The 24,319-nt window shown below is 66.8% G+C and carries 13 protein-coding genes, 1 tRNA gene and 18 pseudogenes; 25 read left to right on the top strand and 7 right to left on the bottom strand.

Going from position 1 to position 24,319, the window contains the following annotated elements:
• Positions 1–40 precede the first annotated feature (40 nt).
• Positions 41–1,348, bottom strand: coding sequence for a nicotinate phosphoribosyltransferase (locus FQ389_RS04475; protein ID WP_144206173.1), 1,308 nt, complete (start codon positions 1,346–1,348; stop codon positions 41–43).
• Between the two features lie 56 nt (positions 1,349–1,404).
• On the opposite strand from FQ389_RS04475, the pseudogene clpS reads away from it, so the two are divergent.
• The 10 genes and pseudogenes from clpS to rph all read left to right on the top strand — a co-directional run bounded on the left by clpS (position 1,405) and on the right by rph (position 7,633).
• Positions 1,405–1,705 (top strand): annotated as a pseudogene (gene clpS / locus FQ389_RS19035) (ATP-dependent Clp protease adapter ClpS).
• A 24-nt stretch (positions 1,706–1,729) separates the two neighbouring features.
• Positions 1,730–2,318 (top strand): annotated as a pseudogene (gene aosR, locus FQ389_RS04465) (oxidative stress transcriptional regulator AosR).
• A 22-nt stretch (positions 2,319–2,340) separates the two neighbouring features.
• Positions 2,341–3,269 (top strand): annotated as a pseudogene (locus FQ389_RS04460) (P1 family peptidase).
• A 78-nt stretch (positions 3,270–3,347) separates the two neighbouring features.
• Positions 3,348–3,682: pseudogene (locus tag FQ389_RS17720) on the top strand (Mov34/MPN/PAD-1 family protein).
• 21 nt (positions 3,683–3,703) lie between these two features.
• A pseudogene (locus FQ389_RS19030) lies at positions 3,704–3,970 on the top strand (MoaD/ThiS family protein); the annotation flags it as partial.
• Positions 3,960–4,664 (top strand): annotated as a pseudogene (locus FQ389_RS21550) (PLP-dependent cysteine synthase family protein); the annotation flags it as partial. The pseudogenes FQ389_RS19030 and FQ389_RS21550, both read left to right, overlap by 11 nt.
• Positions 4,661–5,113 (top strand): annotated as a pseudogene (locus tag FQ389_RS04440) (rhomboid family intramembrane serine protease); the annotation flags it as partial. The pseudogenes FQ389_RS21550 and FQ389_RS04440, both read left to right, overlap by 4 nt.
• A gap of 11 nt (positions 5,114–5,124) precedes the next feature.
• Positions 5,125–5,940 (top strand): glutamate racemase, encoded by an 816-nt coding sequence (gene murI, locus FQ389_RS04435; RefSeq protein WP_144206169.1) that lies wholly within the window; start codon positions 5,125–5,127, stop codon positions 5,938–5,940.
• A 71-nt stretch (positions 5,941–6,011) separates the two neighbouring features.
• Positions 6,012–6,797 (top strand): cyclic nucleotide-degrading phosphodiesterase, encoded by a 786-nt coding sequence (locus FQ389_RS04430; RefSeq protein ID WP_144206168.1) that lies wholly within the window; start codon positions 6,012–6,014, stop codon positions 6,795–6,797.
• A 59-nt stretch (positions 6,798–6,856) separates the two neighbouring features.
• The gene (gene rph / locus FQ389_RS04425) at positions 6,857–7,633 is read left to right on the top strand and encodes a ribonuclease PH (protein ID WP_144206167.1); all 777 of its coding nucleotides are present in this window, start codon (positions 6,857–6,859) and stop codon (positions 7,631–7,633) included.
• A gap of 11 nt (positions 7,634–7,644) precedes the next feature.
• Here rph and FQ389_RS04420 read toward each other — a convergent pair.
• Positions 7,645–8,080, bottom strand: a pseudogene (locus FQ389_RS04420) (nitroreductase family deazaflavin-dependent oxidoreductase).
• A 95-nt stretch (positions 8,081–8,175) separates the two neighbouring features.
• Here FQ389_RS04420 and FQ389_RS04415 point away from each other — a divergent pair.
• Positions 8,176–8,781, top strand: a complete 606-nt coding sequence (locus FQ389_RS04415; RefSeq protein WP_144206166.1) for a non-canonical purine NTP pyrophosphatase — start codon at positions 8,176–8,178, stop codon at positions 8,779–8,781.
• Here FQ389_RS04415 and FQ389_RS04410 read toward each other — a convergent pair.
• Together FQ389_RS04410 and FQ389_RS04405 are read right to left on the bottom strand one after the other, a co-directional pair.
• Positions 8,778–9,116, bottom strand: coding sequence for a DUF3817 domain-containing protein (locus FQ389_RS04410; RefSeq protein WP_144206165.1), 339 nt, complete (start codon positions 9,114–9,116; stop codon positions 8,778–8,780). The two genes, FQ389_RS04415 and FQ389_RS04410, sit on opposite strands and share 4 nt — an antisense overlap.
• On the bottom strand, positions 9,113–9,505 hold the full coding sequence (locus FQ389_RS04405; RefSeq protein WP_144206164.1) for a hypothetical protein: 393 nt from the start codon (positions 9,503–9,505) through the stop codon (positions 9,113–9,115). The genes FQ389_RS04410 and FQ389_RS04405 overlap by 4 nt, the downstream gene beginning before the upstream one ends.
• A 257-nt stretch (positions 9,506–9,762) precedes the next feature.
• Here FQ389_RS04405 and FQ389_RS19025 point away from each other — a divergent pair.
• The 6 genes and pseudogenes from FQ389_RS19025 to FQ389_RS19020 all read left to right on the top strand — a co-directional run.
• Positions 9,763–9,994, top strand: a pseudogene (locus FQ389_RS19025) (long-chain-fatty acid--ACP ligase MbtM); the annotation flags it as partial.
• 23 nt (positions 9,995–10,017) lie between these two features.
• Positions 10,018–10,447, top strand: a pseudogene (locus tag FQ389_RS04395) (acyl-CoA dehydrogenase); the annotation flags it as partial.
• A gap of 132 nt (positions 10,448–10,579) precedes the next feature.
• Positions 10,580–10,661 (top strand) — tRNA-Leu (locus tag FQ389_RS04390).
• 93 nt (positions 10,662–10,754) lie between these two features.
• Positions 10,755–13,329 (top strand): annotated as a pseudogene (locus tag FQ389_RS04385) (ABC transporter ATP-binding protein/permease).
• Positions 13,326–14,542, top strand: a pseudogene (locus FQ389_RS04380) (ATP-binding cassette domain-containing protein); the annotation flags it as partial. The pseudogenes FQ389_RS04385 and FQ389_RS04380, both read left to right, overlap by 4 nt.
• Positions 14,519–15,462, top strand: a pseudogene (locus FQ389_RS19020) (phosphotransferase family protein). The pseudogenes FQ389_RS04380 and FQ389_RS19020, both read left to right, overlap by 24 nt.
• 3 nt (positions 15,463–15,465) lie before the next feature.
• Here the strand turns inward: FQ389_RS19020 and FQ389_RS04370 are convergent.
• Positions 15,466–17,316, bottom strand: a complete 1,851-nt coding sequence (locus FQ389_RS04370) for a fatty acyl-AMP ligase (protein ID WP_144206162.1) — start codon at positions 17,314–17,316, stop codon at positions 15,466–15,468.
• 62 nt (positions 17,317–17,378) lie between these two features.
• Between FQ389_RS04370 and FQ389_RS23060 the strand changes: the two are divergent.
• Positions 17,379–17,553 (top strand): annotated as a pseudogene (locus FQ389_RS23060) (DUF7064 domain-containing protein); the annotation flags it as partial.
• A pseudogene (locus FQ389_RS04365) lies at positions 17,523–17,976 on the top strand (gluconokinase); the annotation flags it as partial. The pseudogenes FQ389_RS23060 and FQ389_RS04365, both read left to right, overlap by 31 nt.
• Before the next feature lie 65 nt (positions 17,977–18,041).
• Here FQ389_RS04365 and FQ389_RS04360 read toward each other — a convergent pair.
• Positions 18,042–18,821 (bottom strand): annotated as a pseudogene (locus tag FQ389_RS04360) (DoxX family protein).
• A gap of 77 nt (positions 18,822–18,898) precedes the next feature.
• Between FQ389_RS04360 and pncA the strand changes: the two are divergent.
• The 4 genes and pseudogenes from pncA to FQ389_RS19015 all read left to right on the top strand — a co-directional run bounded on the left by pncA (position 18,899) and on the right by FQ389_RS19015 (position 20,996).
• On the top strand, positions 18,899–19,459 hold the full coding sequence (pncA, locus tag FQ389_RS04355; RefSeq protein ID WP_144206161.1) for a pyrazinamidase PncA: 561 nt from the start codon (positions 18,899–18,901) through the stop codon (positions 19,457–19,459).
• A pseudogene (locus FQ389_RS04350) lies at positions 19,459–20,227 on the top strand (nuclear transport factor 2 family protein). Before pncA ends, FQ389_RS04350 begins: the two are co-directional and overlap by 1 nt.
• Positions 20,228–20,554: 327 nt before the next feature.
• Complete coding sequence (locus tag FQ389_RS04345) at positions 20,555–20,827, top strand: hypothetical protein (protein ID WP_144206160.1); 273 nt, start codon at positions 20,555–20,557, stop codon at positions 20,825–20,827.
• 37 nt (positions 20,828–20,864) lie between these two features.
• Positions 20,865–20,996 carry a hypothetical protein gene (locus FQ389_RS19015; RefSeq protein WP_260860489.1) on the top strand — a complete coding sequence of 44 codons (132 nt, stop codon included), beginning with the start codon at positions 20,865–20,867 and terminating at the stop codon, positions 20,994–20,996.
• On the opposite strand, the pseudogene FQ389_RS04340 reads toward FQ389_RS19015, so the two are convergent.
• Positions 20,993–21,350: pseudogene (locus FQ389_RS04340) on the bottom strand (DoxX family protein). The gene FQ389_RS19015 and the pseudogene FQ389_RS04340 sit on opposite strands and share 4 nt — an antisense overlap.
• Positions 21,351–22,129: 779 nt before the next feature.
• On the opposite strand from FQ389_RS04340, the gene FQ389_RS04330 reads away from it, so the two are divergent.
• Both FQ389_RS04330 and FQ389_RS04325 read left to right on the top strand, forming a co-directional pair.
• Positions 22,130–23,458: an ABC transporter substrate-binding protein gene (locus FQ389_RS04330; protein WP_144206159.1), complete on the top strand. Its 1,329-nt coding sequence runs from the start codon at positions 22,130–22,132 to the stop codon at positions 23,456–23,458.
• A partial coding sequence (locus FQ389_RS04325; protein ID WP_144206158.1) for a carbohydrate ABC transporter permease occupies positions 23,455–24,319 on the top strand: 865 nt, incomplete at its 3' end. The genes FQ389_RS04330 and FQ389_RS04325, both read left to right, overlap by 4 nt.

Raw genomic sequence — 24,319 nt, 5'->3', positions numbered from 1 at the left:
GGCTGGGTGCCGGATAGCTCCAAGTTAGCCGAATCGGGCGTCAAACCGGAACGTGCACGGTCGGAATCGCGGGGTCACCGTGCGCCAGTTTCAACCCTTCCCATGGCAGGCTGTGCAGCCCGGCGGCCACCAGCTCCCGCGCGGCAGTCAGCGCCGCGGCGCCCGTCTCGGTTACCACCTCGCCGTCGCGGACCAGCGGCACGGTCAGCACCCGGAACGGTTCGGTCATCGACGGCGGCCGGCCGGCCGGATGCACCACCTCTTCGGTGATCGTGCCGGTGGGCCGGGACAGTCGCAGCGCCTCCTTGTGGCCGCCCTGGGATTCCTTGTGGCTGCTGCGTTTCTGCACCGGGATGCCGTCCACCTCCACCAGCTTGTAGACCATCCCCGCGGTCGGAGCACCCGACCCGGTGACCACCGATGTGCCGGCGCCGTAACTGTCCACCGGTTCGGCGCGCAGCGCGGCGATGGAGAATTCGTCGAGGTCGCCGGAGACCACGATGCGGGTGCCGGTGGCGCCCAGCCGGTCGAGTTGTTCACGCACTTGGCGCGCCAGCACCCCGAGCTCGCCGGAGTCCAGCCGCACCGCCTCCAGGGGAGCCCCACCGGCGGCCACCGCGTTGGCCACCCCGGTCGTCACGTCGTAGGTGTCCACCAGCAGCGTGGTCCCCACGCCGAGTACGTCGACCTGGGCTCGGAACGCGGCCAGCTCGTCGGGTCCCGCCTCGTCGGTGTGCAGCATCGTGAAGGCGTGCGCGGCCGTGCCCTCGGCCGGCACCCCGTAGCGCCGTTGCGCCTCGAGGTTCGATGACGCGGCGAAACCGGCGATGTAGGCCGCGCGGGCCGCGGCGACGGCGGCGCGTTCGTGGGTCCGTCGCGAACCCATCTCGATCAGTGGTCGCCCGCCAGCCGCACTGACCATGCGCGCCGCCGCCGACGCGACCGCCGAGTCGTGATTGAAGATCGACAACGCCAGCGTTTCGAGCACCACGCATTCGGCGAAGCTGCCGCGCACCGTCAGCACCGGAGAACCCGGGAAATACAGCTCGCCCTCCGCGTAACCGTCGATGTCGCCGCGGAACCGGAAATCGCGCAGAAAACACACCGTGGCGGGGTCGAGGAAGCCGGCCAATAACCGGCAGGCGTCATCATCGAACCTGAACTGCGGCAACGCTTCCAGCAAACGCCCGGTTCCGGCCACCACGCCGTAGCGCCGGCCCTCGGGGAGCCGGCGGGCGAATAATTTGAAGGTGGTCCGACGCTCGGCGGCGCCGTCCCGCAGCGCCGCGGCCAGCATCGTCAACTCATACTTGTCGGTCAACAGCCCAGCGGTGGCAGGCTCGTTCATTCCGCAACGGTAACGTTTTCCGGAGCGACACCGATCTCTCGCTATCCAGCGAGGCCATGGCTGTTGCGTCAGCACCCACCAAACCCGGGACCACAGGGCAGCGTGAGTCCTATCCGGTAGAGGTCACGCCAGTTCCTGGGTCACAGTCGTCTGGGACGACCCGGTCAATTTGATGACCTATGTGACGTATTCCAGAAGCTGTTCGGCTACAGCGAGCAGTACGCGACCAAGTTGGTGCTGCAGGTGCACAACGAAGGCAAGGCGGTGGTGTCGGCTGGAAGCTGGGAGTCCATGGAGGCCGACGTGTCCAAGCTGCATGCCGACGGTCTCTGGGCGACGTTGCAGCAAGACCGATGAGGTTCGAGGACACCGGGAAGTCTTGTGCGTAAATGGAAACGGGGCGATACCGCCGACGGACCCCGTTTTCGTTCCTCGTTGGCCCCGCATGAAGCGGACCTGCTGAACAATCTCGTCACCGCGATGATGGGTTTGCTCGACGAGCACGAATCCTACTCGTCTGCAGACGAACTCGTAGATATCACCGGCATCAAGACCGGACACTCCGAGTCTCCCCCCGACCCGACACTGCGCCGGCTGCTGCCCGACTTCTACCGGCCACAGGAAGGCGCCGGCTCGGGAACCGAGACGCCCGAAGGACTCAACGCCGCACTGCGCGGTCTGCACGAGCCGGAGATCATCGACGCCAAACGTGGTGCAGCACAAGAACTGTTGGACACCGTGCCGGGTGGCGGCGGAGGGTTCGAGCTGACCGAAGAGCAGGCGAACGCGTGGGTGTCGGCCGTCAACGACGTCCGGCTGGCGCTGGGCTTCATGCTCGACATCGGGCCTGGACGGGCCGGAACGGCTGCCCGCCGACCACCCGATGGCCACGCATTTCGATGTGTACCAATGGCTGACCGTGCTGCAGGAATATCTGGTGCTGGCGTTGATGGGCAAGCCCGCAGGATGACGCGCTCACCGACGTCGGCGGCATCCGGGTTGGCTGCTACCAGCGGCGGACCCCGAAGCGGCGCTGGGCGTCGGGTGGGCCACCGGCGTCACCGTTGTGCTGACACCTCCAGGCACCGTCGGAGCCGTGGATTGCCGCGGCGGCGCCCCGGGCACCTGCGAGACTGACCTGCTCGACCCGGCCAACACGGTCCGGTTCATCGACGCGGTGGTGCTGGCCGGCGGCAGCGCGTACGGGTTGGCGGCCGCTGACGGCGTCATGAGCTGGCTGGAGGACCGCGGCCGCGGCGTGGCGCTGACCCGGCGACGTGGTGCCGATCGTGCCGGGTGCGGTGATCTTCGACCTGCCGGTCGGCGTCTGGAATTGCCGGCCGACGGCGGAGTTCGGTTACGCCGCGTGTGAGACCGCCGGCACCGAGGTGGCGGTCGGCACGGTTGGTGCGGGGGTGGGGGCGCGGACCGGCGTGCTCAAGGGCGGCGTCGGGACGTCGTCGACGGTCCTGCCCTCAGGGGTCACGGTCGGCGCCGTGGTCATCGTGAACTGCGCCGGCGACGTCGTCGACCGCAACACCGGTCTGCCGTGGATGGCTGAACTGGTGCAGGAGTTCGGGCTGAGGTCACCGCCGCGCGACCAGATCGACGCGCTCGGGCAGCTGGCGCGCGACAAACCGCAACCGCTGAACACGACCATCGCGGTGGTGGCCACCGACGCGGCGTTGAGCTCGACGGCGACACCGTCTTCGCGTTGGCCACTGGCGCCGTCGAGGTACCACCGCCGGCGGATGCGCTCGCCGGGATGGCCCCGGAGACGCGCCTGGTCGCGGAGGTGGGCGCCGCCGCCGACTGCCTGGCCCGCGCCGCGCTGGGCGGCGTGCTGGCGGCCGAATCGATCGCGGGGATCCCGACCTACCGGGGTGCGGTGCCGGGCGCGTTCGCGCGAGGGAGCGACTGACGTGCTGGTGATCCGGGCCGATCTCCTCGACGCGATCGTGGCCACGCGCGCCGTGACCACCCGGATGAGGCGTGCGGCATCCTGGCCGGCCCCGAAGGGTCCGATCGTCCCGAACGCCACGTCCCGATGACCAACGCGGAACGCTCGCCGACGTTTTCCGCTTCGACTCCCAGGAGCAGCTCCGCGTGTGGCAGGCGATGGAAAAGTCGGGCGACGCCGCCGTCGTCATCTACCACTCCCACACCGCGACCGAGGCCTACCCGAGCCGCACCGACGTGCAACTGGCCGGCGAGCCGGCCGCGCACTACGTGCTGGTGTCCACCCGCGACCCGGACCGCGACGAGGTCCGTAGCTACCGCATCGTCGACGGTGAGGTCGTCGAAGAGCCCATCAACATTGTCGAGCAGTACTGATTCCTCCGAAAGAGGGCACTCGTGACCGTCACTGTCTCCGTCCCGACCATCCTGCATCCCCACACCGGCGGCGAGAAGCGCGTTTCGGCAACCGGGCAGACCTTGGCCGCCGTGAGCAGCGACCTGGAAACCCACTACGCGGGCATCTCCAAGCGGTTGATCGATGATGGCAAGCTGCACCGCTTCGTCAACATTTACCTCAACGACGACGTGCGCTTCTCCGGCGGATTGGACACCGCGGTCGCCGACGGCGACTCGATCACCATCCTGCCTGCCGGCGATGGCGGCGCTGCTGAAAGACTACCGGCTGATCTGCGTGCTGCCGGAGAACACGTCGGCGGAGCGGCGTCAGCTGCTCGAGCTCTACGGCGCGCAGATCATCTTCTCGCCGGCCGAGGGCGGCTCCAACACTGCCTGTGGCCACGGCCAAAGAGCTGGCCGTGGCCAATCCCCTCGTGGGTGATGCTGTACCAGTACGGCAACCCCGCCAACACCGACGCGCACCATAACGGCACCGGCCCCGAGCTGCTGGCCGACCTCCCCGCGATCACCCACTTCGTCACGGGTCTGGGCACCACGGGCACGCTGATGGGCACCGGCCGGTTTCTGCGGTCGAAGGTGCCCGGCGTCAAGATCGTGGCCGCCGAGCCCCGCTACGGCGAGGGCGTGTACGCGCTGCGCAACATCGACGATGGATTGTCCCGGAGCTCTACGACCCCGAGGTGTTGACGACCCGTTACTCGGTGGGCTCGCTGGACGCCGTCCGGCGGACCCGGGAGCTGGTGGACTCCGAAGGCATCTTCGCGGGCATCTCGACCGGCGCGGTGCTGCACGCCGTCCTAGGCCTGGCCGGCAAGGCGCTCGCGGTCGGCAACCGCGCCGACATTGCCTTCGTGGTCGCCGACGCCGGCTGGAAGTACCTGTCTACCGCGGTAGCCTGGACGACACCGAGAACGTGTTAGAAGGGCAGCTGTGGGCATGAGCAGGCCGAGCGGATATCCCGCCGTGCCGGAGCCGAAGAAGCGGCCGGGGTGGATGATCGGCGGCGCCACGGTGCTGTGCTTTGTGGCGCTGCTGTGGGTCATCGAGCTGTGGGACAGCCTGACCGATCATCGCCTCGACAACAACGGCATCCGACCGCTGGAGACCGACGGCCTGTGGGGCATCCTCGTCGTGCCATTACTCCACGCGAACTGGGGTCACCTGATAGCCAACACCGTTCCCGCTTTGGTGCTCGGATTCCTGATGGCGCTCGCCGGCTTGGCAAGGTTCATCGCCGCCACGGTCATCGTCTGGATCCTGGGTGGCTTCGGCACCTGGCAGATCATCGTCGGCATCATCGTGCTGTTCGTCTACGGCAGCGTCATGTTCGGTATGCTGCCCGGCGCTCCCGGCGTGTCTTGGCAGGGCCACCTGTGTGGCGTCATCGCCCGGTTGACCACATGAGCTCACCCATGGCGCCCGTCGGGGTCTTCGACTCCGGCGTCGGCGGGCTGACGGTGGCCTGCGCGATCATCGACCAGCTGCCCGACGAGGACATCGTCTACGTTGGCGACACCGGGAACGGTCCCTATGGCCCGCTCACCATCCCCGAGGTCCGCGCGCACGCGCTGGCCATCGGCGACGACCTGGTCGGGCGCGGGGTCAAGGCCTTGGTGATCGCCTGCAATACGGCCTCGGCCGCGTGCTTGCGCGATGCCCGCGAACGGTACGACGTGCCGGTGGTCGAGGTGATCCTGCCCGCGGTGCGCCGCGCGGTCGCGACCACCCGCACCGGGCGCATCGGTGTCATCGGAACCCAGGCGACCATCGCCTCGCGCGCCTACCAGGACGCGTTCGTCGCCGCCCGTGACACCGAGATCACCGCCGTGGCCTGCCCACGCTTCGTCGACTTCGTCGAACGCGGGGTCACCAGCGGACGTCAGGTGCTGGGGCTCGCGGAGGGTTATCTGGAGCCGCTGCAGCGCGCCGAGGTCGACACGCTGGTGCTCGGCTGCACGCACTACCCGCTGCTCTCCGGGTTGATTCAGCTGGCGATGGGCGACAATGTGACGCTGGTCTCGAGCGCCGAGGAAACGGCGAAAGAAGTGCTGCGGGTGCTCACCGAGCGGGATTTGCTGCGCCCCCATGACGCCGCTCCCGCGACGCGCGTCTTCGAAGCTACGGGCGACCCCGAAGCCTTCACCAAATTGGCGGCGCGGTTCCTGGGGCCCGCGGTCGGTGGAGTCCGGTCGGTGCACCACTCACCCGTCGGCTAGCCCGTGGGGAGATTCTCATCACATCAATGCGTTAATATTTTTCTCATGGGCGTTCCGGGCATGGCACAGTAGTGTCCGTGCGAATAACCGTGCTCGGCTGCTCCGGCAGCGTGGTGGGTCCGGATTCGCCTGCGTCGGGATATTTGCTTCGCGCCCCCGACACCCCGCCTCTGGTTCTCGACTTCGGCGGGGGTGTGCTAGGGGCTCTGCAGCGCTATGCGGACCCGGTATCGGTGCATGTGCTGTTGTCTCATCTGCACGCCGACCACTGCCTGGACATACCGGGTCTGTTTGTGTGGCGGCGTTACCACCCTTCGGCCCGTCCGGTCGGCAAGGCCATGCTGTACGGCCCGAGCGACACCTGGTCTCGGTTGGGCGCCGCGTCTTCGCCGTACGGCGGTGAGATCGACGATTGCTCGGACATTTTCGATGTCCACCACTGGGTCGACGGCGAACCGGTCGCCATCGGTTCGCTCAATGTGACGCCGCGGGTGGTGGCACACCCCACCGAGTCGTACGGCCTGCGCATCACCGACGCCGGGGGGGCGTCATTCGTCTACAGTGGCGACACCGGGGTTTGCGACCAGCTCGTGGATCTGGCGCGCGATGCCGACGTGTTCCTCTGCGAGGCGTCCTGGACGCACGCGCCGGGTCGCCCGCCGGCCCTGCACTTGTCGGGCACCGAAGCCGGCCGGACCGCGGCCGCGGCCGGTGTTCGCGAGCTGTTGCTCACGCATATCCCGCCGTGGACGTCGCGCGAGGACGTGATCAGCGAGGCCAAGGCCGAGTTCGACGGCCCGGTGCACGCGGTGGTGTGCGGCGAGACGTTCGACGTGCGGCATTCCGAGCGAGTCTGATTCCACCGGCCCGCTGCCTGCCGCCCCGCCGGGCCGGGTTGAGTGGCTAGGGTGATTGGGTGTCAAGGCGAGAAGACGGTCGCAACGACGACGAGCTTCGTCCAGTGGTCATCACCCGCGGCTTCACCGAAAACCCCGCGGGTTCGGTGCTGATCGCGTTCGGGCAAACCAAAGTCCTGTGCACCGCCAGCGTCACCGAGGGGGTGCCGCGCTGGCGCAAGGGATCGGGCCTGGGCTGGCTGACCGCGGAGTACGCGATGCTGCCGTCGGCGACCCACACCCGGTCCGACCGTGAATCGGTGCGGGGCCGGTTGTCGGGACGCACCCAAGAGATCAGCCGGCTGGTCGGCCGGTCGCTGCGTGCGTGCATCGACCTGACGGCGTTGGGGGAGAACACAATCGCCGTCGACTGTGATGTGCTACAGGCCGACGGGGGCACCCGCACCGCGGCGATCACGGGTGCCTATGTGGCGCTGGCCGACGCGGTGACCTACCTGGCGGCGGCGGGCAAGCTGTCGGACCCGCGACCGTTGTCCTGCGCCATCGCCGCGGTCAGCGTCGGCGTGGTCGACGGCAGGATCCGGGTGGACCTGCCGTACGAGGAGGATTCGCGCGCCGAGGTCGACATGAACGTCGTCGCTACCGACACCGGAACGCTGGTCGAGATCCAGGGCACCGGTGAGGGTGCGACTTTCCCACGCTCGACGCTGGACAAGCTGCTCGACATGGCACTCGGGGCGTGCGACACGCTGTTCGCCGCCCAGAGTGCGGCGCTGGAGGCGCCCTACCCGGGCGTGCTTCCGGACGGGCCGCCGCCAAAGGCCTTCGGTAGCTGACCGGACCCGGCTCACTCCACGACGAAGACGGGGATTGTCCGCTCGGTGAGCGACTGCAGGTGGGTGTAGTTGGGGTAGGCCTCAATGCCCCTGCGCCACCACGTTTCTCGCTCTTCCCCGAAGACCTCCCGAGCGGTGCCTTCGAAGACCCGCTCACAGTCCTGCACCGAGACGTCGGCGTTGGCCCGCAGATTCGCGACTCACGCCGGGTCCTTGGGGGCTCCTCCGGTCGAGCCGATCATCGCGTACTGCCCGTTGTGCTCCACCTGCATCAGCGGGACATACCGCTTCAGGCCCGTCTTTGCCCCGGTCACGGTGAACAAAGACGATCGGGCGGTTCGTCAGCCGCTCGTCGGCTTCGCCAATCCCTTCCGTGGTGCCCTGTGCCGGAATTCGTTCGGTGTGTTCGCGCACCCAATCGGTGGTGCTGAATGCGGTTTCGGCCATGAGCGGGAAAACATCCGGGCGTCCCGTCGCATTCCCGCCCCCGAAATCTCGCCGACGAAACGGGTACACATGAGCCGAACATTCGGGGGCGATCGGTGACTCGACTGCTGGTCGCTAGCCGCAACCCCAAGAAGCTGGCCGAATTGCGCCGGGTGCTCGACGGCGCCGGCTTGTCGGCGCTGACCCTAGTATCCCTGGACGACGTCGCGGCTTTCGACGAGGCGCCGGAAACCGGTGCGACGTTTGAGGACAACGCGTTGGCCAAAGCGCGCGACGGGTTCGCCGCGACGGGGTTGGCCACGATGGCTGACGACTCCGGTTTGGAGGTGGCCGCGCTCAACGCCATGCCGGGCGTGCTGTCGGCGCGCTGGGCAGGTACTCACGGCGACAATGCCGCCAACACCGCGCTGCTGCTGGCTCAGTTGCGGGATGTGCCCGACGAGCGCCGTGCGGCGGCGTTCGTGTCGGCCTGCGCGCTGGTCTCGGCGAACGGAGAAGTCGTCGTCCGGGGCGAATGGCCGGGCATGATCGCCCGTGAGCCGCGCGGTGACGGCGGGTTCGGCTATGACCCGGTGTTCGTTCCCGACGGCGATGCCCGCACCGCGGCGCAACTGAGCCCGCACGAGAAGGACGCGGCTTCACATCGCGGCCGCGCACTGGCCCTACTGCTGCCTGCCCTGCGGGAGCTGGCCCGCGCCTAGAGCCCGAACCGGGCCTTGATGTCCTTGGTCTGGAAATGCTCGACGATGATGCCCGCCAACGGGATCGTGCCGGCCAGCAGCACGCCGATCGTCTTGCCGATCGGCCAGCGCACCTTGATCGCCAAGTTGAATGCCGTGAGCACGTAGATGAAATACACCCAGCCGTGCACCACCTCGATCCACCGGATTTCATGATGGAACGCGAGATGCGAGACGATCTCGTAGCACAGGGCGATCAGCCACAGACCCGTCGTCCACGCCATGGTCCGGTAGCCGAGGAAGGCAGGGCGGATCCGGTCGGCGGATACCGCTCCGGAGGGCTCGGGTGTGGTCATGCGGTGCTCCTGTTCTGTTTTTCGGCGTCTGCGGCGGCGAGCTGGGCCAGGTAAGCGTTGTACTCCCGCAGCGTGGGATCGTCGGGCGGTGGCGGTGCGGGCTTGGGCCGTTCGGGAAGCAACCCGGCCGGGATCTCGGTGGCCGCGCCGGTGTGGCGCGGCTGCGGCGGAGCCTCTTCGTAGCGGACGAAGTTGCGGTAGGCGTAGAGGCAAAACCATGCGAACAGCGGCCACTGCAGGGCGTAGCTGAGGTTCTGGAGGGTGCCGGACGGCGACTGGAAACGGGTCCATTGCCACCAGCCCAGGGCCAGGCAGTTGCAGGCCGCGACGATTGCCAGCACGATCAACGCGGGCCGGTGATGGCGCCAATGATGGGGCTGACTGGACACCCCTCGACGGTACCGCGAGGCTCGAGCGCTAATAGCAGCGACGGGCTCACGTGGCGAAATTCGCTGTTAAATAGGCTAGCCTACCTTTACTAGCAATATGTATGGTCGGTCCGTTGCACCCATTGGAATTACGGTCTAGGATTTGGTGACGGCGGCGCGCACCACCCGATCGGCCTCGGGACTGTCCCGGGCCGAAACCGTCAACCATGCCGTTCTGCAGGGCACGGCGGGATCACCGTTGATCTCGGCGCCCTGCGGGTGGCGAACCGGTCGACTGCAAGGGATTCGGACGCTTCGCCGAAGCGATGGCGCCGTTTAGGTTCGACGCGGGGGCGCTCGCCCCGTGCTATAGCCTCGCCGAGTCCACCTGCGCGGTGACCCTGCCCGCCCCCGGCGGCGGACTGCCGTTCGCCACCGTCGCGGACGACGGTTTCCCAGCACGACTACGCCGTGCTGGGAAACGCGATGCTGGACATGGAGATTCGGGTGTTGGCTCGAGCTGGTGGACTGACGTGACCACGATAGGCCACACCGTCTTCGACGCTGACCACCGCGCTTTTCTCGGCGAGGTCTGCGACGAGCGCGTCACAGTGGGACAACGGAAGACGAAGCGCAGCAACGCTTTCCACGGTAAATGATCGAATATCTGTGGGCCGGTGGTGTCTTCGCCGCCATGTGGACGGACCGGACCCAGCCCGATGTCGGCAAGCTCGTCGAACTCGCGCTTGCGTAGGGTCGGCTGTCCTCCGCCGGGATCGGGGTGGGGGGTGAGCCTGCACGACTCGACCATCGCGATGCTGCGCCGGTTCGGCAAGTCCGATTACCTCAACGAGATTTGCGAGCGAGCGAGCGATTCGCGGTGAGGCGGTGCTGTGCGTCGGCGCCTCCGAGGAATCCGGCGGCTCGGATTTGCGGATCGTTGACACCAAAGGCCGATCACGCCGCCCCCAGGCCCCGGTCGACCAGCGTCAGATCCGTGGTGGCCGCGTGCCGAGCAACGCCCAGGTCTGACGGTCGCGCTGCCGTGCTGGCAGCCGGATTCGCGGCCCGGGCGTTAAGATCGCAGGGCCCCAGGCGCGAGTGGCGGAATTGGTAGACGCGCTGGATTTAGGTTCCAGTGTCTTCGGACGTGGGGGTTCGAATCCCCCCTTGCGCACCCTCACCCTCGACCCGCTCCCGACCATCAGACATGGTTAGGCAACCTTAGTCGAGGCGTGGCGGAGCTCTCCGCCGCCGGAGAGGACCGTTGATGGCACGCGGGTTCCAGGGCGCGATACTGCGCGGGTTCGGGGCACGCGATCACCTCGCAACGGTGCTCGAAACCGTGCGGGTCGCACCACATTTCGTGCGGATTTGGATGGAATCGGCGACGCAGTTCGAAGATGCCGAGGCCGAGCCCGCGGCGTGGCTGCGGTTCTGGTTTCCGGACCCGGACGGGTCGGACACCGAGTTCCAGCGCGCCTACACGATCGCCGAGGCCGACGTGTCCACCGGCCGTTTCGCGGTCGACGTCGTGCTGCACGAGCCGGCCGGTCCGGCGTCGAGCTGGGCACGCACGGTCGAGCCCGGCTCCACGATCGCGGTCATGTCGCTGATGGGCGCGTCGCGGTTCGACCGATCCAAAGAGCAACCAGGCCGGTTACCTGTTGATCGGCGACTCGGCTTCGATACCGGGGATGAACGGGATCATCGGCACGGTTCCCGATGACGTCCCGATCGAGATGTACTTCGAACAGTACGACTACCACGACACCGCCCTCCCGATCGCCGCGGTATCCGCGGCTGCGGGTGCATTGGGTCGCTCGCCGCGACGACAGTTCGCTGGCCGAGGCGATCGAGGCGCGGGACTGGTCGGACTGGTATGCCTGGGCCACCCCTGAGGCCGCGACACTGAAGAACGTCCGCAAGCGATTGCGTGATGCATTCGGGTTCCCCAAGTCCGAGGTGCACGCGCAGGCGTATTGGAGCGCCAGCCGCGAGATGGACACCAGCCGCGGTGGCGAGGAGAAGACCATCCCCGGCGAAGGGGAAACCGTTGCGGCCCAGGCAGAGACACCAATGCCGGTACCGACGCCGGCCACCGAGGTCCCGGCCAATCGCGGTCGGTGGTGTGCTCAGGCCGCCGGCCGGCTGCTCGCGCCGATGCGGTCGGCGCTGGTCGTCTCCGGTGTGCTGCAGGCCGTGATCACGCTCGTGCAGCTCGCCCCGTTCGTGCTGCTGGTGGAGTTGGCGCGGCTGCTGGTGTCCGGCGCCGACGCCACCCGGCTGTGGCATGTCGGTACCGCCGCCGTCGCGTTGCTGGGGTTGGGCACGGTGCTCGGTACCGCTCTGACCCCGTGGCTTCACGTGATCGACGCGCGCTTCGCGAGCGACCTGCGTTCGCGGCTGCTGAGCAAGCTCTCCCGCCTTCACCGCCCGCGGATCGGGCTCGATCAAGCAGCTGGCGCCGATGACACGCTCTCGCTGCACTATCTGTTCACCCACGCGATTCGTACGCGGTCAACGCGGTCGTCGCCCCGGTGCTGATCTACCTGTTCACCGTCGACTGGCGGGTGGCCCTGGGTCCTGTTCGGGCCGGTGCTGGTCTATCTGCTGATGACCTCGGTGTTGACCATTCAATCCGGCCCGCGGATCGTGCAGGCGCAGGCCGAACGCATGAAACGGCGAAACCGGTGCCTACCTCGAAGGTCAGCCAGTGATCCGGTCTTCGGGGGTGCCGCGGCGTTTAGCTTCCGGCACCAGTTGGACGAGTACGTCGCGTTCCTGGTGGCTGGTAGCGCCCGCTGGCCGGCAAGAAAACCGCGATGGATCTGGCCACCCCTGCCGTCCACCTTCCTGTGGCTGATCACACTCGCCGGCACCTTGCTGGTCGTCTCGCACCGTATGGATGCGGTTGACCTGTTGCCATTCTTATTGCTGGGAACCACCTTCGGGGTCCGGCTGCTTGGCATCGCGTACGGACTCGGCGGCATCCGCAGCGGGCTGCTGGCCGCCCGGCGTCTGCAAAACACGCTCGACGAAACAGAACTCGCGGTGCACGAGCGGCCGGCCCGCCCGGACGACGCGGCGACGGTGGCGTTCGACCGCGTGAGCTTCAGCTACCGCCGGGGCGTGCCGGTGATTCAGGACGTATTACTGGAATCGCGTCCCGGCACGGTGACCGCGCTTGTAGGCCCCGTCCGGATCCGGCAAGTCGACGCTGGCCGCGCTGCTGGTACGGTTCCACGATGTGAAGCAGGGAGAGATTTATGTTGGGGGACAAGACATCCGGTAGCTGACCGCCGACGAGCTCTACTCCCGGGTGGGGTTTGTGCTACAGGAGACTCAGCTCGTGCACGGCACGATCGCCGAGAACATCGCGCTGGCTGTCCCGGACGCCACCCTAGAACAGATTCAGGCCGCGGCGCGCCAGGCGCAGATTCATGATCGGGTGTTGCGGCTGCCGAGCGGCTACGACACGATGCTGGGCGCCGCCGCCGCACTCTCTGGAGAGCGGCAACTTCTCACCATCGCCCGCGCCATCCTGGCCGACACTCCCATCCTGATCCTGGACGAGGCCACGGCGTTTGCCGATCCTGAATAGGAATACCTTGTGCAACAAGCGCTTAACCGACCGACCCGCGATCGTACCGTGCTGGTGATCGCGCATCGGCTGCACACCATCCACACGGGCTGACCAGATCCTGGTGCTCGAGCACGTCCGCATCGCCGAACGGGGCACCCACGAGGAGCTGCTAGCCGCCGACGGACGGTATCGCCGGTTGTGGGACACCGGCCGGGGCAAGCCCGTCGTCGCCACCACAGCGGCCGAGGGCGCGCGATGATCCGCACCTGGATGAGCCTCTGGTGCCGCAGGACCGGCGCGCCAGGGTACGCGGTTACGCGGCCCTCGCGCTCGTCTCGGTCGTAATCCTCGCGGTGGGCGCCGTGTTGCTGGTCCCGCTGGTGGGTGCGCTGTTCAGCGCCGCACCGCGCTGGTCTGGCTCAGCGTCGCGACCGTGGCCGGATGGGTCGTCGACGCGGCGACCGCTCGGATCGGCTTCGATCGGTTTCGCGGTGCTGGATCACTCGCAAGACGATGTGGTTGAACGTCTTTCGGCGATCCGGCTGGACTGGTTCACGGCCGACAACACCGCGATGTCGCGCCAGGCCATCGCCGCGACCGGACCCGAACTCGTCGGCCTGGTGGTCAACTTGCTGACACCGCTGAGTGCCGCGGTGCTGCTGCCCAGCGGTCATCGCCCTGGCCGCGCAGCACACCGCGACGACGCGGCTGCTCGCCATGCAGATCCCGGGCCAGCTGTTGTTCAGCGTCGCCAGCCAGCCCGCGCTGATCGCGCTGTCCGGCGTCACCACGGTGCTGACCGTGAACGGCAGCTCACAGTGGCCGAGGCGGTCGCCCTGATCGTCGTGATCGCCCGCTACCTCGAGCCGTTCACCACGGTCAGCGAGTTGGCTCCGGCGCTGGAGAGCACCCGCGCCACGCTGGACCGGATCCGGGGCGTGTTCACCGCGCCGGCCGTGGTCTGCGGATCCGCCGGCCTGCCCGGCACCACCGGCGCCGCGCGCATCGAGTTCGACGACGTGGCCTTAGGTTACGACGGCACCGGCACGCCGGTGCTGGACGGCGTCAGTTTCGTCCTGCAGCCCGGAACCACGACGGCGATCGTCGGGCCGTCGGGCTTCGGAAAGAGCACCATCTTGGCGCTGATCGTCGGCCTGCACCAACCGGCCCGCGGTCGTGTCGTTATCGACGGCGTGGACGCCGGCACGCTCAGCTCAGACGCGCGCCGGGTGACCAGCAGCGCCGTCTTCCAGCACCCTTACCTGTTCCACGGCAGCATCCGCGACAACGTCGTAGCCGGGAACCCCGGCGCCGGCGAGGACCAGTTCGGCCGGGCCGTCGCATTGGCCCCGGGTCGACGAGCTGTCCGGCAGGTTGCCCGCCTCGCCGACACCGTCGTCGGCGAGGCGGGCTCGGCGCTGTCCGGCGGTGAACGGCAACGGGTCAGCATTGCGCGGGCGCTGCTCAAGCCACGGGATCCCGGCGATGTGACGCCAGAATGGTTGTCCGCGGCGCTGCGCGAACGCACGTCGGTCAAGGTGTCCGGAGTCGACGTGGTGATCATCGGCACCGGCCAAACCGGCGCGACGTATCGGGTGACCATGCATTATACCATGAATCCCGGTGAGCTGCCGGAGACCTTCGTGATCAAGCTGCTCGCCCAGGACGACACCGTGCGGGATCGTGTCGTGATCGGCTATCGCAGCGAATGTGCGTTTTACACCTCGGTGGCCGACCGGGTCCAAGTCCCGGCGCCGACGTGTTACTTCTGCCAGATCACCGATGATGCCATGGAGTACTCGTTGCTGCTCGCCGACCAGGCGCCGGCGGTGCAAGGCGATCAGATCGCGGGCTGCGGCGCGCAGGAGGCGCGGCTTTCGGTGCGGGCACTGGCCGGGGGCTGCACGGGCCCAGTTGGTGCGACCCGGTCTGGCTGGACCTGCCCGGTTTGGCGTTTCCTCGCCTGGACGAAGCGGCGGCCAAGGGCTCGGCGATGTGGCGAAGATGAGCGCCGACATCGCCCTGGACAAGCTGGGTGATCGGATGAGTGCTGAAGATCGTGAAACATTCACTGCCACAATGGATCTGGTGACTCATTGGCTGGTCGCCGAGCGGGACCGGTTCGCGTTGCTGCACGACGGCTACTGGCTGGACAACCTGCTGTTCGACCCCGCACACACCCGGGTGAGCGACACACCCGGGCGAGCGTGGCTACGACCGCGAAACCTGTTGGCGATTACCGTCTCGGCATGCCACAGGCGCTGCTGATCTCGGCGCTCGGGTTCGCCTTCGCCACCAGCATCGAACGTGGCGACGACATGGTGCTCTCGCCATGCTAAGTTATGGCTGCCGGCACGTCCGCGAGCTGGGAACGCTGGAACTGCTCGGTTGATAACTACCGGTTGAACCGGCCCGCGAGGTACTCCGCCCGACAGGCATTGCGGGCCAGTTTGCCGCTGGTGGTGCGGGGAATCGTGCCGGCGGCCACCAGCCGGATGTCGGCGAGCTGAACCTGATGCTCGCGCGACACCGCCGCGCGCACGGTCGCCGCGATCGCCTCCGGATCGGCGCGCCCGACGCCCGCCGCGCGTTCGGCGACGACGACCAGCTGCTCGACCTGGCTGCCGCTTTGGCCGTCGGCCGGAACCGAGAACGCGGCGACGTAGCCGGACCGGATGGCCTTCGAGGAGTTGCTGACCGTGGTCTCGATGTCGTGGGGATAGTGATTCCGACCATCGATGATGATCAGGTCCTTGATCCGTCCCGTCAGGTATAGCTCGCCGTCGATGTAGACGCCGAGGTCGCCGGTGGCCAGCCAGTAGCAGTTGTCCGGCGCGCCTTCGGCGTGGCTGCCCTGCTCGAGCCGGGACTGCAGCTTGTTGGCGAACGTGCGTTGGGACTCTTCCCTGCGTCCGAAATATCCGCGGGCGACGTTGTTGCCGTGCAACCAGATCTCGCCGACGCTGCCGTCCGGCACTTCGCTGCCGTCCAGGCTGGCGATCACCGCCCAGAGGTCACGGAACGGGTGGCCACAGGAGACATAGGGGACCGCGTTCTTGGCATCCGGCTCGACGACCACCGCATGGCCGGCGGCCAGTTGGACACGGTCGAGGTAGACCGAATGTGCCGAGGCGTCCGGGGGGATGCTGGCCACACCCAGCGTCGCCTCGGCCATCCCGTAGGAGGGTTTGACGGCGGTCGCAGGTAGGCCATAGGGTGCGAACGCCTTGGTGAACTTTTCGATTGCCGCAATCGTGACTGGTTCGGAGCCGTTGAGGAGGCCGACGACATTGTGCAGGTCGATCGTGACACCGGCCGGGGGGAGTCCGCGCTCGGCGGTCAGCTCGTACGCGAAGTTGGGTGCGGCCGCGAACGTCGGACCGTTGGCGGCTTCCGCGCTGAGTTCTTTGATCCAGCGGAAAGGCCGGCGAACGAAGGCCATGGGGTCCAGTAGCGTCAGGTATTCGCCGCCGCATAACGCCGGGAACATGATCATGATCAGGCCCATGTCGTGGTAGAGCGGCAACCAGCTCACGCTGTGGGTGTTGCGGTGCAGATCGCCCGCCAGGATCATCTGCAGCACATTGGTGCAGACGGCGCGGTGGGTGACCTCGACGCCGGCAGGGCTGCGCGTCGACCCGGAGGTGTATTGCAGGTAGGCGATGTCGTCCGTGCCGATCGTGGGTTCGGTGAACATCGAGGCCAGCGATGCCGGTATCGCGTCGACGGCGATCAACCGGGGCCGGCCGACCACCGGATGCGCGCGCAGCGATTCCCGCACCGACTCGGCGGCTGCGGTGGTGGTCAGCACCAGCGCGGGGCGAGCGTCGGCCAGCACCGCCGTCAGCCGCTCGGTGTGGCCGGCCAGGGTCGGGGCGAACAGCGGCACCGCGATATTGCCGGCGTGCACGGCGGCAAAGAACGAGGCCACGTACTCGAGGCCCTGCGGTGCCAGGATCGCTACCCGGTCGCCGGGCTTGGTTACCTGCTGCAGCCGGGCGCCGATGGAGCGCACCTGGGTCCACAGGTCGTTCCAGCTCAGCTCGAGGACGCGACCATTCTGGTCTTTCGCGTAGTCGATGAACCGGTACGACGGGCGATCGCCGAATGCCGCCCGGTTCTGATCGAAGAACGACGTCAGCGTCAGCCCGTCCGGCAAAACGATATTGCCGTCGGCTGAAACGTAATCGTTGATGTCAGCCGCTAGTGGCTTAACAGCGTCTATCGACAACTGGGACCGTCCCATATTTAAAGAATAAGAGAGTTACTTAAGTGTTTTGCTCAATCGGGTAGGTGTGTCGCCGCGCACCCGGTGAGATCTCCAGCGACATCGACATCCGCGGCCACGCGCCGGTGGTGTTGACCGGTCCCGACGGACAGGTCAGCGAGTTCGTGCGTGCCTGGGTGCGCATTCGACACCAAGGACGGTCGCACCGGCGTCGGCTGGATGGAATGGAATCGCAACCTCGCGCCGCGGGCCTGAGCGCGGTGCCCGTCGTCGTGATGGGCGTCTCCGGAGCGGGCAAGTCGACGGTGGGTTCCGTTCTGGCGCAAAGACTTCAGGTGCCTTTCGTAGACGCAGACGACCTGCATCCGCCGGCGAACATCGCGAAGATGAGCGCAGGGCGAACCCCTGACCGACGACGACCGCCGGCCATGGCTGCAGCGCGTCGGGCAGTGGCTGGCCGATCACCGTGACGGCGGTGTGGTGAGTTGTTCCGCGCTCAAGCGTGCCTACCGCGACCAGCTGCGCTCGCAATGCCCGGCCGTCGAGTTCCTGCATCTCGCGGGTTCGATGCAGGCGATCAAGACTAGGCTGGCAAGCCAGTCCGGCCATTTCATGCCGGCGGCACTGCTGCAATCACAATTCGATGCGCTGGAGCCGTTGGGGCCCGACGAGTCCGGGTGTCACCCTGGCTATCGACGACGCCGCCGACACCATCGTCGACCACTTCCTGGGTCGCTGACGGATCACCAGGGCAGCTTGGCGCGCGGAGTCTTGGCCTGTGCGGCTACCCGCTCGCGAGCCGCGTTGGCGAGCTCCTCGCTGCGCTGGCGGGCCTTCTCCGTCTTCTCGGCCAGCTCTTCGGCGAGCTTCTCGCCGCGCTTGCGTGCCTTTTTCGCCAGTAAAGTGCTGCGCTCGGCGGCGATGCTGACCAGTTCGCGGCCCAGGTCCAGGGCGGCCTCGGCGTAGGGTGCGCCGCGTTCGGCGCCGACGTGCAGTCCGTGCGCGATCCGCTCGCCGAGGTCGGCGTCGAACGCGTCATCGGATCCCGGCAATGCCGAGGAGACCCGATCGGAGAGCCGCTCGGCGGCCCGTCGTCCGCGCCAACCCAGCGACGACTTTACCGCCGTATCGGCGGCCGCGATCATCAGGCCGCCGACCAGGCTGAGGTCTTTGAGGAATTCCCGCCTTAACGAGGCCTTGCGTTCCGGATCGGTCTCGGTCCAGAAGGAGTAGCTGCCGAAGTTCGCCGGCAGCACCGTGAAGGCAGCACCGCCGACGCGAGGCGAGGCAATTTACCGGTGGCGAGCAGAAACCCACCACCGATCTGCACGGCAGCCGTGATCTGCACGAAGGTCTGCTGATCGCTGGGAATGCTCCGGGCAACCGGATCCGGCAAGGCCCGCAGCCCCGTCCACCGCAGGTGCTGCGGCTTGGGCAGCTGACTTGGGATTGAGAAGGGATTCAACGCCTTGGCCGATGAATGCAACAGACAGCAGCGGCCGTGCAATTCTGCGGATCAACATGGCACGGGGGTTACCGGCGTGTCGGCAAACAAACCGCCTGACCCGTCGCCGCAGCTGACGGCGATATGGTGGAGCACGTGCGGGCGCTGATCATCGTCGACGTGCAAAACGACTTCTGCGCGGGCGGCTCGCTGGCCGTGGCCGGGGGCGCGGCAGTGGCCCGCGCGATCACCGACCATCTGGCCCTTGAGAAGGGTTATCGGCATGTCGTGGCGACCAAGGATTTCCACATCGACCCGGGCGATCATTTTTCGACTCTCCCGGATTTTTCGTCGTCCTGGCCGCCGCACTGCGTCGCCGGCACGCCCGGTGCGGACTTTCGGCCCGAACTCGACACCGGGCGGATCGAGGCGGTGTTTCACAAGGGTGCCTACTCGGCGGGGTACAGCGGCTTCGAGGGCACCGACGAGGACGGGACGTGGCTGCTGGACTGGCTGCGTCAGCGCGGGGTTGACGAGGTGGACATCGTCGGGATCACCACCGACCAGTGCGTGCGGCGAACGGCCGAGGACGCGGTGCGGCACGGTTTTGCAACCCGGGTCCTGGTCGATCTCACGGCCGCGACGGCACCGGACTCGGCTGGCCAAGCGCTGGCCGAAATGCGAAGTGCCGGAGTTCAATTGGTAGGCGAAAGCTGATGGCGCCGGCACCGAGTCGAGAAGCGCTGCTGACCGCGGTGGAGCGGTCGCCGCAGGCGGCAGCGGCACACGACCGCGCCGCCTGGGTCGCGCTGTTCACCGGGGGCGGCCGCATCGAAGATCCCGCGGGATCCCACCCACACGGCGGCCGGGCTCAGATCGAAGACTTCTTCGACACGTTCATCGGTCCACGCGACTTCACGTTCCATCGTGATCTCGACATCGTCTTCGGCACCGTCGTGTTGCGCGACCTCGAGCTCGAGGTGTCGATGGGATCTGCCGTCACGATGTATATCCCCGCGTTTCTGCGGTACGACCTTTGAGAAACCAACGGCTTCTGGCAGATTGCGCAGCTGAGGGCGTATTGGGAGCCGCCCGCCATGATGCTGCGGTTCCTGCGCACCGGACCCGGCGCGGCGTTGCCCGCCCTGCAGTTGTTGCGAGACCTGCTGAGTCATCAGGGGGCTGGGTGGCACTGCAGGTTTCCTGCGTGGCTTTCGCTGGCCCGGAGCGCGGCACAAGGCGAGGCTTCAGTCCTTCCTCGATGCCATCGCCGGCGGCGATACCGCTACTGCTGCGGGTGCGCTAGCACCTTCTGCGGCAATCACTTTGGGTGATTCCGAGCCACTCGATGTCGCCGAACTCGCAATCGAACTCGGCAGCGCGCGCCGGACCAAGATGATCGGCGCGGGTTCCGTGGTAGCCGTCTCACTGAATTCAAGTCACGGGCGCGGCATCTTGTTCGCCGACGTGGCGCGCCAAGGCTAAGTGATCAATCGCGTTCGCTATTTTCTGTATGATCGCGTGTCTTGTCCCGTTCCGGCCTGCGTTAGCCGCGGCCGCGCAGGTCATGGCCGCTTTCGCGGCTTTCCGCGCGGGCTGCCGCGTCTATCGCCGTAGGCCTGATCGGTGCCGTAGAAATAGCTGTCAAGGAACGGAGGAGAACGAATGAGTGTGGTGCGAAACGTCGGCGTCGGAGTGGCGATCACCGCCCTGTTGGCTGTGACAGCGGGCTGCGGCAAAGACGAGAAGCCCTCGTCCACGTCGTCGTAATCATCGACATCGACCTCCGCGGCGCCGTCGAGCTCGGCGCGCTTGGCCGACTACTCCCACCTGTTGATCTTGGCCGAGGACATCGGTGCTGACACCACCCTGGGCTTGCCGCAACAGAATCCCGGTGGCGTAGCCGGGGTGGCGGTTACCTTCAGAAACAATTCCAAAACCCACACCATCACCGACCTCCTCGTGGTCTTCACCGATGCGGCTGCGGCGGCCGGGGAGGCCAAGGACCGCCCCGCCGCGCTGAGCAAGTACGCCACCGACACGCCCCAGCCGTTCGAGGTCGGCACGAACGTGTCATCGTGGTAGGCCCGTCGCCGGATAACACCAAAGCCGTGACCTAAGTGTGTTCTCCGAAGGCAAGGTGGTTGTCGACCTCGAATTCGACAGCGCGCCCAACGACAACGCTCCACAGGACTTCGTACTCGACGTCGCCAAGAAGCAGGACGAGGCCGTCAAAACCCGAATGACCAGCTAGTAGCGCGTAGCGATCAGCAGCGCCAGTGACGCCACGAACAGGCACAGATACGCGCCGGGAAAGGCGATGTTGTACAGCACGTGTGCCCTGAGGTGAGTCACGACCGCGCCGACGAAGAACAACACCAAGCCGATCACGGCCCGCGAGCGTCAAGCCCGGCAGGCCCACCAGTCCTGCAAGCAGCCCCACCGCGCCGGCCAGCTTGGCGGATCCCAACGCCGGTAACCACGACCGGGGCACACCGACCTCGGACGAGTTCGCTAGGACGAATTGGGTGGGGATGAAGTCGGGAAGGGCAACCCCGGCAATGCTGATTACGGTGATCAGGGTGATCACAAGACATGCGGTGTGCATGGCGATCTGGCCTTTCGTTCTTTCAATTCAGTTGGCGTGCAACTATTTCCGCACCGGCGAGCCGGATGGCCCTGTCGTGCGGCGCGGTGCACAATCGATGCGGTCGTCTTGTTGACGACTGCGGTGCGGAAAAGGTGACGCTATGAGTGCAACCAGAAATCGGCCGGACTTCGCGGAGTTGGTGACGTGGTTCGAGGCCGACCGGCAGCATTTGCGAGCGGGTGGCGTTTCGGCTGTTCGGCACGCTCGCCGACGGTGCGGTGCAATCCGCTTGGCTGAAGGCCAGCAGCGCGGACGACCTCGGCAACGTCAACCTGACCCTCCTGATTCACCACGATCACCGCGCACGAGGCGTTCGATTAGCTTCGCGCGCGCAGCGACGCGTCGATCGGGCGCTGGTTCCCCCGGACGTGCCGGCGGAGTTGGCCGGAGCCCAGGCAGCTGAAAAGACTCGTCGATTTGCTCGGCGCGCGCAGGCCGGCGTCGTTGTGCTGATCGACGGGTGTCCGGCATCGCGATCGCGCCGCAGGGACGCGCGCAGATCCTGCTGCAGATCGATATCGGGGCGGACAATCGCATTCGCGGGATCGACATCATCGCCGATCCCGACCCGTTTGCGCAGGGCGATACTCACGCCGCCGGTTCCGGCGCACGCGGGCGTCATCGGGTATCAAGGACATGGACAAGTACATGGGCAGGGACACGGACAGGGAACCTGCACAGAGAGATGGAACAAGGTCGGCGGGGGCAGCCGACCTCCGGATGAAAACGGGAGCCGGATGCTCGATAGGCCGTTCGCACGGCGCACCCTCATGCGGGGCGCCGGCGTGCTCGCCGCCGCGGCGGTGGCGCCCTGGGCGAGCGGCTGTGCCCACGAGGACGACGACGCCCTGACGTTCTTCTTCGCCGCCAATCCGGACGAGGCCGCCGCCCGGATGCGCGTCGTCAACGAATTTCACCGGCAACATCCCGATATTAAGATCCATCCGGTGCTGTCAGGCCCGGGCGTGATGCAGCAATTGTCGACGTTTTGCGCCGGCGGCAAATGCCCCGACGTGCTGATGACCTGGGACCTGACCTACGCCGAACTCGCCGCCCGCAGAGTGCTGCTGGACCTGAACACGATGCTGGCGCAGGATACGGCCTTTGCCGCGCAGCTGAAGGCGGACAGCATCGCCGCGCTGTATGACACCTTCAACTACGACGGCGGCCAGTTCTCGCTGCCCGAGCAATGGTCCGGAAACTACCTGACCTACAACAAAGAACTGTTCGCCAAGGCCGGCGTGCCGGCGCCGCCGACCACGTGGGAAAACCCATGGAGCTTCGCCGAATTCGCGGACGCGGCAAGCGCGCTGACCCGTCGTGACCGATCCGGGCGGGTCACGCAGTGGGGCTTCGTCAACACCTGGATGTCCTACTATTCGGCCGGACTGTTCGCCATGAACAACGGTGTCTCCTGGTCCACCCCGCTGAAGCACCCCACGCACTTCAACTTCGACGAGCCCGCATACATGGAGGCCGTGCAGTTTTATGCCGATCTCGCCAACAAACGCAAGGTGGCACCGAACGCGTCCGAGGTGCAGTCGATGTCCACGCCGGATCTGTTCGCCAACGGCAAGGCCGCGATGGCGCTCGGCGGCCACTGGCGTTACCAGACCTTCATCCGGCCCCCGAACCTGCATTTCGATGTCGCATCCCTACCCATCGGCCCGGCACTGCCGAAGGGACATGCCGCGTGTTCGAACATCGGAACCACCGGGCTCGCGATTTCTGCGAGCAGCCGGTACAAGGAGCAGGCATGGGAATTCGTCAAGTTCGCGACCGGCCCGGTCGGGCAGGCGGTGACCGCCGCGACGTCCTTGTTCGTTCCGGTACTGCGATCCGCGCTGGGGTCGGATGGTTTCGCCAAGTCGCATGGCCGACTGGACAACTTGGGCATTCTCATTGACGGCCCGTGGCGCTCGCAGGGTCTTCCGGTGACACCGACCTGGGAAAAGATCGTTGCCCTGATGGACCGCAACATGGGTCCCGTCTTGCGCGGCGCTCAGCCCGCCACTTCGCTGGGTGGGTTGTCCGAAGCCGTCGACGAGGTGCTGCGTAACCCATGAGCGCAGCCAACAGAGCCGTCGGGCTCGCGCCCGCCACTGGGAAGCGACGCCCCAAGGGGCCATATCCGTCGCGGCGGCGGGCGTGGGCGGGACGGTTGTTCGTCGCTCCGAACCTCGCCGCGGTGTCGGTGTTCATGTTGTTCCCGCTCGGGTTCTCGCTGTACATGAGCCTTCAGCAGTGGGACGTGTTCCAGCCTCCAAAGTTCGTGGGCCTGAAGAACTTCGCGGATCTGTTCACCTCCGACCCGTTGTTCCTCATCGCCATCCGCAACACGGTCGTCTTCACGCTCGGAACGGTCATACCCACCGTCGTCATCAGCCTCGCCGTCGCCGCCGTGCTGAACCGGAAAGTAAAGGCCATCAGCATCGTTCGGACGATCGTCTTCATGCCGCTGGCCATCTCATCGGTGGTGATGGCGGTGGTGTGGCAATTCGTCTTCAACACCGACAACGGACTGCTCAACATCATGCTCGGCTGGGTCGGGCTGGGCCCGGTTCCATGGCTGGTCGATCCGAAGTGGGCGATGGCCTCGCTGTGCGTGGTCGCGGTGTGGCGAAGCGTGCCGTTCGCCACCGTCATCTTGTTGGCCGCGATGCAAGGCGTGCCCGAAACGGTCTACGAGGCCGCGAAAATCGACGGCGCCGGCGAGATACGCCAGTTCCTGTCGATCACGGTGCCGCTAATCCGCGGGTCGATGTCGTTCGTCGTCGTCATCTCAATCATCCACGCGTTTCAGGCGTTTGACGTGGTCTACGTGCTCAATGGGGCCAACGGCGGCCCGGAGACATCGACCTACGTGCTGGGCATCATGCTGTTCCAGCACGCCTTCTCGTTCCTGGAATTCGGGTATGCATCTGCCC

This window comes from Mycobacterium tilburgii (assembly GCF_902168065.1).
Taxonomy (GTDB): domain Bacteria; phylum Actinomycetota; class Actinomycetes; order Mycobacteriales; family Mycobacteriaceae; genus Mycobacterium; species Mycobacterium tilburgii.
Note: the sequence above shows the minus strand (reverse complement) of the source record. Positions and strands in the feature narration are given on the sequence as shown.